This is a genomic window from uncultured Arthrobacter sp., from assembly GCF_964021775.1.
In the GTDB taxonomy this organism is placed as follows: domain Bacteria; phylum Actinomycetota; class Actinomycetes; order Actinomycetales; family Micrococcaceae; genus Arthrobacter.
Genome location: NZ_CAXHZI010000005.1, coordinates 17357 through 29556, shown reverse-complemented (window position 1 = coordinate 29556; position 12200 = coordinate 17357). Strand labels below are relative to the sequence as shown.

The window sequence follows — 12200 nt, the reverse complement described above, 5'->3', positions numbered from 1 at the left end:
TTAAGTGACATATTTCGTTTCCAGTTCGATTTGGAATCGGCCTGTCACTTAAACGAACGTATAAATGACTAAGGGGACATGCCGTGCTTGTCGGATATATGCGCGTCTCAAAGGCCGACGGCTCCCAGACCACGGACCTGCAGCGCGACGCGCTCCTGGCCGCCGGCATCGACAAGGACTCCCTCTATGAAGACAGGGCCTCGGGCAAGAAGGATGACAGGCCCGAACTGGCCGCCTGCCTCAAAGCCTTGCGCCACGGAGACACCCTGGTCGTCTGGAAACTGGACCGGCTGGGCCGGGACCTGCGGCACCTGGTCAACATCGTCCACGACCTGACCGAACGCGGGATCGGTCTGAAGGTCCTGACGGGGCAGGGCGCCGCCATCGACACCACCACCGCCTCTGGAAAGCTGGTCTTCGGAATCTTCGCCGCCTTGGCCGAATTCGAACGCGAACTCATCTCCGAACGCACACTCGCGGGACTCGCCTCCGCACGTGCCCGCGGCCGGAACGGCGGACGCCCCTACAAGATGACTCCCGCTAAACTCCGGCTCGCCCTGGCCTCCATGGGTAAGCCGGATACAAAGGTCGGCGATCTCTGCATCGAATTGGGCATATCGCGCCAGACCCTGTACCGACACGTATCGCCCACCGGCGAACTACGCCCGGACGGCGAAAAGCTGCTTTCACGGTAGACGTCCAAATGCGCGATTTACTCTGAGAGGCAACTGCTACCCCAGGACGCCAGGACGCCAGGACGCCAGGACGCCAGGACGCCAGGACCAAGCTATTTCACCAGTGAGGGAATCCCGAGCTTGCTGCAAATGTCGGCGGTTCCGGGGATGACGCTGACGGTTCCTTCGATGACGCATTCCGTGAGTTGCGGGACGTAGTGTCCGGCGTGGTGCTCGGACGGACCGGAGATGAGCGGCTTGCCTTGGGCGTCCGTGCTTCTTCCGTCCCAGCCGCCGGCTGTGCCGGGTGGGGTGATGAAGTCAGCAGGGATGAAGTCAGAGGTGATCCCACCCGGGTTCATGAAGTTTCTGTCCCACAGATCGGTGCAGGCGGCGGCCGGGTCGGCGATGGGCAGCATTCCCGCTCTTGGATCCTGGGGGGTGGGGTTGTGGTTGCCGTCGAATCCGGAGGCCATGGTGCCGGTCAGAAGGAACGGCGGCATGGTGATACCTGGCGCGTTCGGTGCCGGGTAGGTGCGGTCCAGCTCGGCGCGGAAGTAGCAGCGGATGTCCCTGGTGTCTTCCACGGCACCGGAAGTGCTGGTCGCCGTGGCGTGTAAGGCTGGGCGAACAGCTGATGATTCGGTTTGGGATGCGACGGCGGCCGTCAGTGTCGTTGAGGCCGTCAAGAGACCGGCCGCGGCCACGAGGGCCGCCAAGGTGAGTGTTGTGGTCGAGGTTTTCATGTGCTCCTTCATTTCCGTCAGTGGTCGGTGACTATTTTTCGAGGGCGGGGATTCCGAGCTGGGCGCACACCTGGGCAGGCCCGGGGATGACGGCGACAGAGTTCTCGACCACGCACTCGGTGAGGTGCGGGACGTAGTGGCCGGGGCCGATGTCAGACTGCTCCGGGATAAGCGGGTTCCCTTGAGCATCCCGATCCAGGCCGTTCCATGTTGGGGCGGCAGGTGCGGGCGGGGCGGTGAAATCTGCGGGGATGAGGTCGGCGGTGATCCCCCCCGGATTCATGAGGTTCCTGTCCCACAGGTCCGAACAGGTGGCAATCGGGTCGGTGATCTGAACCATCCCGGAGCTGGGGTCGTCCGGGGTTGGGTTGTTGTTGGCGTCGAATCCGGTCGCCATGATGCCGGTCAACATGTACGGGGGCATGGTGATCCCGGGCGCGTTCGGCGCCGGGTACGTTCTTTCCAGATCGGCGCGGAAATAGCACCGGACCTCTCGTTTATCGTCCACGGGCGCCAATGCCACGTAGACCCCGGCGGCCGTGGTGCCGGCCAGTGCCAGCCCGGCGAAGGTCAGCATTACAGGCTTGCGCCACCGCGGGGCGGGCTTGGGCGCCCGGCGGGCTTCCTGGATGAGCAGGTTCCGGACTGCGGTCTTCGTGTCGGCGGGATAGCGGACGTCTGAAAGGTTCATGACAGCCTCGATTCCAGGATTGTTGCGGAGTCCCCGGCGCGGTCGAGGAGATGTGGGGCGGCGGCGCGGAGTTTTTTCTTGGCCCGGTTCACACGCGAACGGACGGTGCCGATTCGGATGCCCAGTGCCTCGGCGGTTTCCTCATAGCTGTAGCCGTTCATCACGCACAGCAGGAGGACGTCGCGCTCACCGGCGTTGAGTCCGGCGGACCCGTCCAGGAGATTCCTGACCTGCCGTTCGGTGTCCATCCGCTCGTCCGTAGCGGTGGAATGATCCGGAACGACCAGGGAATGCGGGAGCCTGCCTAAAAACTGCTCATGTCTGCGGATGGAACGGGCCTTGTTCCTTGCCGCGTTCGTTGCCACCCCCAGCAGCCAGGGAAGAAGGGAATCCCGCTGCAGGCTTAGACCCTGGCGCTGCCGCCACGCCTCCAGGAACGTGACCGATACAAGCTCTTCAGCATCGTGCCACGACCCGGTTCTGCTGAGGCAGTACCGGAAGACGGCATCCGAGTGCCGGTCAAACAAAGTTCCCAGAGCATCTGGATCACCGTTGACGCACCTTTCCCACAGCTCAGCATCCTGTTCCCCCAATTCGTTCATACCTAGTAGTGTCCGGTGCCTCTGGAAAAGTTCCCTCGACTTTGAGATTCTTTGACGTTCGTGTCCGTCGGCTCCATCAGCCGCCGCCACCCGATGCCTCCTGCGATGGAGGGTGCTACATTGATCCCTCCGAAGCCGCGTACCGAATTTTGGGGGAACGATGATTCGCAGGACGAAGGCCATTGCCGGTTCATTGGCACTAACACTCATGCTGGGACTCGGGGCGGCCGCCGCCAGTGGCTCCGCTCTCACCGGCGCCGCCGCCCAGAAAGAAACCAGGCAGGTGCAGCCCGCATCAGCACAGCCGGTATCGAACGATCCGGACCATCCGGAATGCTACGACGACACGCGGTTGGCCGACCCCAACGACTTCTGCTATCAGACCATCGGCCCGTGGAACAGTGTCCGTTCAAGCGACGATGAAGTCCGCAGCCTCATGCCTGTTGAACGCATGATCGCCGCAGGGAAAACGGTCAGCGAGATCCAGCGCTACTACCCGGACTACACGCCGAAGGCCGGCTAGCCCGCTCCCCGGCGCGGTCCCGAGTGAGTGGCAGCACGCATACTCAGTTGAGGCTGTTCTACGCCTACTCGAGGACCCGGTCAGGGTCCGCCTACACCGGAGTAGTCCCGACTTTGTCCGGGTGCAGACGACTACTGACATTTCGTGCAGACGACTTCTGAAACTGACACAAGCCAACTCCTCGAAGAGATTCAATGACCCCTCAATTTTCGTAGCGAAACTCAGTGCCGGTTTCTATGTGCCGGTTCTTCTGCTGGCTGACGGGTATTGGTACATTTGGGCGTATGGGACATCTTTTGGGCTACGCCCGGGTATCGACCGGGGACCAGGACGCGGCCCTGCAACAGGACGCGTTGAAGGCGGCCGGCTGCTACCGGATCTTCACCGACACGGCTTCCGGGTCTCTGGAGTCCCGCCCGGAACTGACCAAGGTTCTGGATCAACTCCGTCCCGGGGACACACTGGTTGTGTGGCGGCTGGACAGGCTCGGCCGATCCATCCGGCATCTCATTGACCAGCTGGCCGATCTCCAGGAGCGCGGCATCGGGTTCCGGTCTCTGCAGGAGGCAATCGACACCACATCCTCGGGCGGACGTCTCGTCTTCCATGTGTTCGCGGCGCTGGCGGAGTTTGAGCGGGATCTGATCCGCGAACGGACCAACGCAGGCCTTCAGGCTGCGCGGGCGCGGGGGCGAGTTGGTGGCCGGCCTCCGTTGTTGACGAAGGACAAGCTCCGGACCGCCCGCCGGATGTATGAGCAGAAGGACATGACTGTCGAGAAAATCGGCGAGGTTCTGGGCGTCAGCCGCACCACCGTTTACCGGGCACTCCGGCGCGAACCAGTCCCTGCTGCGCCGCGGCGGCGTTCCACATCCACACAGAAAACAGTCCGGTGACGGCCGGAGGCAGCGGCACCCTCACCGGTGACACTGCCTCCATGCCTGATCAGACAGCGGTGGTGCGTTGGCAGATCCTGCGCCGGCATATCGAAGAGGGTGTGCCGCTGACGACCCTTGCTGCGAACGAAGGCATCGGGCTTCGGACACTGCAGCGCTGGCACGCAGCTTACAAACGCGACGGCATCGCCGGACTGGCCACAGCCAACCGCGGGACCACCCGGCGCAGGAGCACCCCCGAGCTGGTCGCACTCATTGAAGGCCTGGCCCTGGTGAAACCGCCTCTGCCTATAGCTGCCATCGCCCGCAAAGCCAACCGCGTCGCCGCCGGCCACGACTGGCCGTCCCTCTCCTACAGCACGGTCCGCTCCATCACCGCGGGCCTGGACCCCGGCATGATCATGCTCGCCCAGCAGGGAACGGCCGCCTACCGGGACACCTATGAACTTGCCTGGCGGCACCGGGCCGAACGTCCCAACGCCATCTGGCAGACAGACCACACCGAACTGGACATCCTTGTCCTGGACGCCAACCTGAAACCCGTGCGCCCGTGGCTGACCACGATCATGGACGACTACTCCCGCGCGATCTGCGGCTACATGCTCTTCCTTGGAGCACCGTCGGCCCTGAACACAGCACTGGCACTGCGGCAGGGAATCTGGCCCAAGGCAGGTGCAGGGTGGCCGATGTGCGGAATCCCCGACGTTCTCTACGTCGACCACGGCTCAGACTTCACTAGCCATCACCTAGCCCAAACAGCGAAGGACCTGCACTTCGAAATCACCTACTCAACTGTCGCAAGACCCCAAGGGCGGGGAAAGATCGAACGGTTCTACGGCACCATTAATACGGAACTGCTGGCCGAACTGCCCGGACGCCTGGCCCACGGGCACCCGCCCCCTGCGCCGGTACTGACACTCAAGGAGCTCGACACGGCAATCAGCCGTTTCATCTCGGAGGACTACCACCAGCGAGAGCACCCCGAGATCAGAACAACACCGCATGATGCCTGGGTACGTGACGGCTGGCTGCCCCGGCTCCCTGCGACCATGGACGAATTGAACCTGCTCCTGCTGACCGTGGCCAAACCCCGGATCGTCCACCGCGACGGCGTGCACTTCCAGGGACTCCGATACGTCTCGCCCCTGCTGGCCGCCTACGTCCGCGAACCCGTCGTTGTCCGCTACGACCCGCGGGACGTGACCGAGATCCGCGTCTTCCACAAAAACCAGTTCATCTGCAAAGCCGTGGACCCCGACCACGAAACCTCCACCCTCACCCTGAAGGACATCCAGGCCGCACGATCGGCGCGCCGCAGGGAACTGCGCGGACAAATCAACCAGCGCATCGCTGTCGTGGCCCGACACCTGCCGGACCTGGCATCAGCGAAGCCGGCTCCCGCCCCGGCCCCTGGCGTTCAACCCAAGAAGCGCCCGAAGCTACGCACCTACGTGGAGGACTACCGATGACAACACAAAGCTTCATTGCCACCAAGGAGCACCGCCGGTTTGTGGAGTTTGCGGACGCGGTGCGCCGCCAGCACACAATCGGCATCTGTTACGGGCAGGCTGGGATTGGAAAGACGCTCTCCGCCAGACGCTACGCCAACTGGCACAAGGCGCAGAAGCTACTGGAGGAGTGGGGACCCCGGGAAGAATCCGATCACCAGGTCTACGCCGCACTCGCCCGCTCCCGCACCGTCTTCTACACCCCCGCCGTACTCACCACACCCAAACAGATCCACGCGGACATCGAGCACACCAACTCACGCGTGTCGATCTGCGTGGACCAACACCTGTCAGACATCGGCAAGGGGACAGGGCCCCACACCCGCGTCAACAAATATGTCGAGCTGCTCATCATTGACGAGTCCGAGCGGCTCAACGCCACCGCGCTGGAACTGCTGCGCGACCGCTACGACCGGGACAACATGGCCCTGATCCTCATCGGCATGCCCGGGATCGAAAAATGGTTCAGCCGCTACGCACAGCTCTACAGCAGGGTCGGGTTCGCCCACGAATACCGCCCACTCGCACAGGAAGAACTGAATTTCGTCCTCGAACGCCGATGGCACAAACTCGGCCAGACCCTGAACCCCGAAGACTTCACCGATGCCCAGGCCATCGCCGCCGTCGCCCGCATCACCCGAGGCAACTTCCGCCTCATCGACCGGCTCTTCACCCAAATCGAACGGGTCATGAAAATCAATGAACTCAGCACCATCACCGACGACGTCATTGAGGCCGCACGCTCAACACTCGTCATCGGAATCAGCTAAAACCGCCAAACCGACCTGTGAAAAAACCGCCATTGCCAACTAACAGTCACACGTAGTTATGAGAATCGCCGGCGGTAAGAAGTTGCCCGAGTTCTAGCGAACCTTCGCTCCGCCGTCTGGCTACCGGCGGGGCGTATGAGAAGTCTCTTATCCCATGGGTTTCGAGACGGCTGGGTCGTCCCGGGTGCCCATCAAAGGGAGGGGGCTCTAGAAGAGTTCGAGGATGGGCTGGTCGCTGGAATCGACATAGCGTCGACGCATCCGCACGCCGAACGGACCGTAGGGGTAGTCATTCGGGGTCGGTGCGCTGACCTTCGCCAGCTCTGCGGTCGCCTCGTCGCCTAGGTCGAGGTCGGCTGCAACAATGTTCTCTTCGAGCTGCTCGAGGGTGCGCGCACCAATGATCGGTGCGACGACGCCGGGCCGGTTGGCGATCCAGCTGTAGGCGACCTGGGCGGGACTTGCACCGAGGGTGTTCGCAATCGAACGGACCGCCTCGAGGATCTCCCAGTTCTGGTCCTTGGCAGCGAACTCACGGAAGATGTGCTCATTCATGGGGTTGCCCGCGCCGGCCCGGGTACCTTCTGCCCACGCTTCGCCCTTGTAGTACTTTCCGCTGAGGAATCCGGCGGCCAGCGGAGACCACGGAAGCAGCCCAATGTTGTTGTAGCGGGCGGCGGGGATGATCTCGAACTCGATTTCCCGGTCGACGAGGCTGTACTGCGGCTGCAGTGTCACCGGCAGCTGCAGGCCCATGGCCTTCGCGGTCGAGACGGCGAGCTGGAGTTGCCAACCAGTGAAGTTCGACAGACCGATGTAGGTGATCTTCCCGGCGTGCACGGCATCGTCGAGGAACCCCAGGGTTTCCTCTATGGGGGTCAGCGGATCCCAGCCGTGCAACTGGTACAGGTCGATGTTCTCGCGGCCGAGGCGGGTCAGCGACGCGTCGACAGCGCGGGACAGGTTGCGGCGCGAGGACCCGTTGTCGTTGGTGTCCGGTCCGGTTCCGTAGCGGCCCTTCGTTGCCAGGACGACCCGGCTGGTGACATCGACGGGACGGCTGGCGAACCAGCGGCCAAGCAGCTCCTCAGAGGCGCCGGCGCCGTAGACGTTCGAGGAATCCAGCAGGTTGCCGCCGGCTTCGACGAACCGGTCAAGGATGGCGAACGCTTCGGATTCTTCGGTTTCGGTGTCGAAGCCCATCGTGCCCAAGGCGAGGTTGGAGACGCTGATGCCTGTTCCGGTGAGTGTTCGGTACTTCGTGTGATGGTGTCCGTTCTGGTCTCAGGTGTTTCTGGTGTCGGGTGTTCTAGGCCTGGGAAGTGGGCATGGCCCACAGCTCGGCGATGGAGGATCGGGCCGGACGGGTCACCATGAACGCGATGCTCTCGGCGATGTCGACCGGCTGCAGCGGCACGGGGATCGCCGCGCCGTCCGAGGCGGCCAGGTCGTCCTGGACCTTCTGGCTGTTCTGCGACACGAGCTCGGTGGCGACCGCTCCGGGTTCGAGGACGCCGACGCGGACCTGCAGTTTGGTGACTTCCTGACGGAGCGCTTCGGTGAAGCCGTTCACCCCGAATTTGGTCATGTTGTATGCAGCGAAGTTCGCCCACGCCTGGCGGCCAGCGATCGAGGAAATGTTCACGATGTCGGCAACACCGCGCAGATCGTCCCTGGCGGACGTGAGCAGGTGCGGCAGCGCGGCTTTAGTCATGTAGAGCAGGCCGTTCTGGTTCACGGCGATCATCCGCTCCCACTCCTCCACATCGGTATCCACGACGTGTCCGAGCAGCATGAGGCCGGCGTTGTTGATCAGGACGTCGAGCCGGCCACACCGGTCGACGACGCCCTGGACGGCCTGCTCCGCCTGGGCGCGGTCGGTGATGTCTGCGGCGATGGCGATGGCGAAGGCGGCGCCGCCGGCGGCCTCGATCTCGGTCACGAGGGTGTCGAGGCGCTCCTTACGGCGGGCAACGACGGCGACGGTCGCGCCGTGAGCGGCAAGTTCCTTCGCGGTCGCCTCACCGATACCGCTGCTGGCGCCGGTGACGATCGCGACAGTTCCGGTCAACTTCAAAGTCATGAGGTGGGGTCCTTTGCATGAGGTGTGGTTTCTCTGTTGATGATCTGATGCCCCTACTTGGCCGCGGCATCAGTGATGCGGGGTCGGTACGCGTTCGCTGTCTGTTGGATCAGCTCTCGTAGTTGAGGGAGGACGACAGGTCGCGGTGGGCGTCGATCTGTCCCTGAATGACGGCGAGGTTCTGCTCGACGCTGCCCATGACATCGGCTCCCGCGAGGAAGCGCAGCGGCAGCTCCTTGGAGTCGGACAGGGTGACCAGTGCCTGTGCGAGCTTCTTCGGGTCGCCGCCCTGCTGGCCGTTCATGCTCGACCACGCGGCGATGGTCTGTGCGGTGCGCTCGGCGTAGTCCTCGATGACCAGTTCCGGCCAGATGGTGGAGGACCCCTCGACGAGCAGTTCAGTGCGGAAGAATCCTGGTTCCACGGCCACGGTCTTGATGCCGTAGGGCTCGAGGTCGTAGCGCAGCGATTCCATCCAGCCCTCAAGGGCGAACTTCGACGGTGCGTAGGCGGCGCAGAATTCCTGGCCGATGAGGCCGGCTGCGGAGGTGATCGTGATGACTTGACCGGAGCGCTGCTTGCGCATGACCGGCAGGACGCTGCGGGTCACGTTCAGCGGACCGAAGAAGTTGGTTTCCATCTGCTTGCGCAGCTGCTCGTCACTGATGTTCTCGAAGTAGCCGGCGTAGAAGTTGCCCGCGTTGTTAACGAGGACATCGATGCGACCGAATCGGTCGACGGCTGCCTGCGCGGCGTTATCCGCGGCGGCGGGGTCAGTGATGTCGAGGGAGACGGTGAGCAGGTTCTCGTGCTCGCCGATCGCGGCGAGCACCTTATCCGCGTTGCGGCCGGTCGCGACGACCTTGTGACCGGCGGAGAGAGCGGACTGGGCGATATCGACGCCGAGACCGCGGCCCGCACCGGTGATGAACCAAACGTTACTGTCAGCCATGATGTGCCTTACTGTCGTATGGGCCGGCAATTACGGCGGCCCTGATGGGGTGATGAATCCAGTCAACGACTTCCGCTATGCGTGAGGCAGTCACTGCCTATCCGGTTAATACTGGGGACCCCCTACGAGCGAGCGGAGGGCGTAAATTCGAAGACATGAACACCCCGAATGACCTCCGTGAGTTCCTGATCAGCAGGCGTGCCCGGCTCACCCCTGAACAGATTGGCGTGCCCGATTTCGGTGGACGCCGCCGTGTGCCAGGTCTGCGCCGGGAGGAAGTCGCCCTTGTAGCCGGGATGAGCGTCGAGTACTACGTCAGACTCGAGCGAGGTAACGCCAAAGGCGTCTCCGAGGCCGTGCTCGAAGGCATTAGCCGCGCTCTACAACTCGACGACGCTGAACGAACCCACCTATATGACCTTGTGCGCACAGCCAACGAAGGAGAGCACCCCCGGCGTCGCCGCGGTGTCACCCGCCCCCAGCAAATCCGCCCCGGCCTCCAGCAACTCATCGATGCCATGACCGACGTGCCCGTGTTCATCCAGAACGGCCGCCTCGACATCCTTGCCGCCAACAAGCTCGGCTACGCCGTGTTCTCCGAGCTCTACGTACAACCCCAGCGACCCGCCAACTTCGGCCGGTTCGTCTTCCTCGACCCTCGCGCCGACGCCTTCTACCGGGACTGGGACGACGCCGCGTACGCCACAGTCGCCCTCCTGCGCGCCGAAGCCGGCCGTTCCCCCCATGATCGGATCCTCAGCGACCTCATCGGCGAGCTCTCCACCCGCAGCGAACCCTTCCGAACGCTGTGGGCCTCCCACGACGTCCGTGAACACCGCACCGGCATCAAACTCATCACCCACCCGATCGTCGGAGACCTCGACCTCCACTTCGAAGCGATGGACCTCTCCGCTGAACGCGGCCTCCAACTCATCGCCTACAGCGCCCCTCCCGGCTCCCACACCGTCGACGCCCTGAAACTCCTCGCCAGCTGGAGTGTAACCAGCGACGCGGCCGGCCAACGCCAAGCGGCCCCAACAGACTCCTAGTCCTCACGACCAAGAACCCTCAAGCAGCGCAACCGGTCCGCAGCGGGGAACTTCCTGCCGGCCAATTCGGTGGCAAGGGTGATCTTGCTCAGTCACGTGGGCCGATGCCATTTTTGCCCGGAGCTCATGGCTAGAGGGCCTGTTTCCGGTGGTTGATTTCTGTGCGGTTCGTGAGGAATGCACGTTCAGGGATCCCCTTACGGACACCTGAACCGGTCGCCATATCTGGATCCCTGTGTCTCATAACCTCAGTGTCTTGAATCCCTAGGGTTGCGAGACGCACCGGCGCGGAGTGTTTAGGCACCGACGCTGGAATTTACGGGCCGGGGCAAATGCAAGCGCGACACCCGCTCCTGCTCTGTGAAGTATTGTGCCTAGGACTGCGCACGTGGACTGCGGGGCGACCGGTCTAAGGCCAAACTCACGGATGCCAGGACCGACAAGGTTGGCTGAGGCGCTTAGAGGCCGACTTCGGCGGACTGCAGCAGAGCGACGGCGTCCGGCTGGCCCTCGAAGGTCACCAGCGCGTGCCGGGTCCGGCCATGCGCGTGCATCAGGAGTTCGCCCGGTTCGCCGACGATCGCGACCGAGACGGGCGCGCGCTTGGCCACATGCCGGGGACCGGACGGGCGCACCAGGACGATGCCCAGGTCCACGCCGCGGTACAGGATGGCGGCACGCTTGATCAGTTCATCCCAGAGAGCGTCGGAGTAGGCCTCGTCCAGGGCGCGCGGGGCCCAGCGGTCCACCGCCCGGCGGACATCCTCGGTGTGCACAAAATATTCGATCAGGTTGGAGCTTTCGTCCAGGGCCTTGATCCGCATGGGGGAGAGCGCGGGCGGACCGGCGCGGAAGGTGTTGACCAGCCGCGCGTAGGCGTCCGGCGTCCGGACTTTGGCGGCGAGTTCGGCCGTAGCTTCGTCCGAGGCCTTGGACAAACGCTTGATCAGCAGGCCCAGTCCAACGCGGGCTTTTCGCTCGCGAAGGTACAGGTGGGCAGCAAGATCCCGGGTCTGCCAGCCCTTGCAGAGCGTGGGGGAGTCAGGACCGGCCGCCAGCAAGGTTTCGGCCAGAACTTCTCGGGATGGATCGACGAAATGCATCACTTGTGAAACTAGCACGAGACGCCGGTGCGTGTGCACCGCGGGCGCCGTGATTTTGGCGGCGGCGGCCTTTTGGCGGGCATGTTAAGCGCGGGGCCGCCGGCGCCGGGCGGCGGCCGGCCCCGAGGCACTAGACTTGAGCTGATGTCTGAGCAGCCCGCCCCCGCCCCCGTCAGCGAAACTCCGCTCCCTGCCGGCCTGGCCGCGTCCCTGAAACGGGACAGTGCCGGCCTGGTGGCGGCGATCGTCCAGCAGTATGACACCAACGAGGTGCTGATGCTCGGCTGGATGGACGACGAGGCGCTGCACCGCACCATGACCACCGGACGCGTCACCTTCTACTCCCGCTCCCGGCAGGAATACTGGCGCAAGGGCGACACTTCCGGCCACGTCCAGTGGGTCAAGTCCCTGGCGATCGACTGCGACGGCGACGCGCTGCTGGTCCGCGTCGACCAGGTCGGCGCGGCCTGCCACACGGGCACCCGGACGTGCTTCGACGGACGCGCGCTGGACGCCGTCGTCGGCTACGCCGACTGACCCCGCGCGCACAGCCGCACTCCACCGCGGCGCGCAGCGCGGCTTCCCACCAGCAACAGAGCAAGA

Annotated in this window: 14 protein-coding genes; 7 read left to right on the top strand and 7 right to left on the bottom strand. The window is 64.0% G+C overall.

Annotated elements, in window-relative coordinates; translation table 11 throughout:
- The first annotated feature begins 83 nt into the window (after positions 1-83).
- On the top strand, positions 84-695 hold the full coding sequence (locus tag ABIN76_RS06810) for a recombinase family protein (protein ID WP_346958965.1): 612 nt from the start codon (positions 84-86) through the stop codon (positions 693-695).
- A 92-nt stretch (positions 696-787) separates the two neighbouring features.
- Here the strand turns inward: ABIN76_RS06810 and ABIN76_RS06805 are convergent, their stop codons facing one another.
- The 3 genes from ABIN76_RS06805 to ABIN76_RS06795 all read right to left on the bottom strand — a co-directional run bounded on the left by ABIN76_RS06805 (position 788) and on the right by ABIN76_RS06795 (position 2803).
- The gene (locus tag ABIN76_RS06805; protein ID WP_346958964.1) at positions 788-1261 is read right to left on the bottom strand and encodes a hypothetical protein; all 474 of its coding nucleotides are present in this window, start codon (positions 1259-1261) and stop codon (positions 788-790) included.
- Positions 1262-1451: 190 nt separating this feature from the next.
- Positions 1452-2111 carry a hypothetical protein gene (locus ABIN76_RS06800; protein WP_346958963.1) on the bottom strand — a complete coding sequence of 220 codons (660 nt, stop codon included), beginning with the start codon at positions 2109-2111 and terminating at the stop codon, positions 1452-1454.
- A complete protein-coding gene (locus ABIN76_RS06795) occupies positions 2108-2803 on the bottom strand; it encodes an RNA polymerase sigma factor (RefSeq protein WP_346958962.1) in 696 nt (231 codons plus the stop codon). Before ABIN76_RS06795 ends, ABIN76_RS06800 begins: the two co-directional genes overlap by 4 nt.
- A 70-nt stretch (positions 2804-2873) precedes the next feature.
- Between ABIN76_RS06795 and ABIN76_RS06790 the strand changes: the two genes are divergently transcribed.
- The 4 genes from ABIN76_RS06790 to ABIN76_RS06775 all read left to right on the top strand — a co-directional run bounded on the left by ABIN76_RS06790 (position 2874) and on the right by ABIN76_RS06775 (position 6410).
- Entirely contained in the window at positions 2874-3236 is a 363-nt protein-coding gene (locus ABIN76_RS06790; protein ID WP_346958961.1) for a hypothetical protein, read from the top strand.
- A gap of 284 nt (positions 3237-3520) precedes the next feature.
- Positions 3521-4132, top strand: a complete 612-nt coding sequence (locus tag ABIN76_RS06785) for a recombinase family protein (RefSeq protein ID WP_346959126.1) — start codon at positions 3521-3523, stop codon at positions 4130-4132.
- A 41-nt stretch (positions 4133-4173) separates the two neighbouring features.
- The gene (locus tag ABIN76_RS06780) at positions 4174-5601 is read left to right on the top strand and encodes a Mu transposase C-terminal domain-containing protein (protein WP_346958960.1); all 1428 of its coding nucleotides are present in this window, start codon (positions 4174-4176) and stop codon (positions 5599-5601) included.
- Entirely contained in the window at positions 5598-6410 is an 813-nt protein-coding gene (locus ABIN76_RS06775; protein ID WP_346958959.1) for an AAA family ATPase, read from the top strand. The genes ABIN76_RS06780 and ABIN76_RS06775 overlap by 4 nt, the downstream gene beginning before the upstream one ends.
- A 207-nt stretch (positions 6411-6617) precedes the next feature.
- Here ABIN76_RS06775 and ABIN76_RS06770 read toward each other — a convergent pair whose 3' ends face one another.
- From ABIN76_RS06770 to ABIN76_RS06760, 3 genes are all read right to left on the bottom strand, one after another.
- Positions 6618-7643 carry an aldo/keto reductase gene (locus tag ABIN76_RS06770; RefSeq protein WP_346959125.1) on the bottom strand — a complete coding sequence of 342 codons (1026 nt, stop codon included), beginning with the start codon at positions 7641-7643 and terminating at the stop codon, positions 6618-6620.
- Between the two features lie 76 nt (positions 7644-7719).
- Positions 7720-8493 carry an SDR family NAD(P)-dependent oxidoreductase gene (locus ABIN76_RS06765; RefSeq protein WP_346958958.1) on the bottom strand — a complete coding sequence of 258 codons (774 nt, stop codon included), beginning with the start codon at positions 8491-8493 and terminating at the stop codon, positions 7720-7722.
- Between the two features lie 109 nt (positions 8494-8602).
- Positions 8603-9445, bottom strand: a complete 843-nt coding sequence (locus ABIN76_RS06760) for an SDR family oxidoreductase (RefSeq protein WP_346958957.1) — start codon at positions 9443-9445, stop codon at positions 8603-8605.
- A 155-nt stretch (positions 9446-9600) separates the two neighbouring features.
- Here ABIN76_RS06760 and ABIN76_RS06755 point away from each other — a divergent pair, with 155 nt between their 5' ends.
- The gene (locus ABIN76_RS06755) at positions 9601-10494 is read left to right on the top strand and encodes a helix-turn-helix transcriptional regulator (protein WP_346958956.1); all 894 of its coding nucleotides are present in this window, start codon (positions 9601-9603) and stop codon (positions 10492-10494) included.
- A gap of 458 nt (positions 10495-10952) precedes the next feature.
- Here the strand turns inward: ABIN76_RS06755 and ABIN76_RS06750 are convergent, their stop codons facing one another.
- Positions 10953-11597: a TIGR03085 family metal-binding protein gene (locus ABIN76_RS06750; RefSeq protein WP_346958955.1), complete on the bottom strand. Its 645-nt coding sequence runs from the start codon at positions 11595-11597 to the stop codon at positions 10953-10955.
- 144 nt (positions 11598-11741) lie between these two features.
- Here ABIN76_RS06750 and hisI point away from each other — a divergent pair, with 144 nt between their 5' ends.
- Positions 11742-12134 (top strand): phosphoribosyl-AMP cyclohydrolase, encoded by a 393-nt coding sequence (gene hisI, locus ABIN76_RS06745; protein WP_346958954.1) that lies wholly within the window; start codon positions 11742-11744, stop codon positions 12132-12134.
- Positions 12135-12200 lie beyond the last annotated feature (66 nt).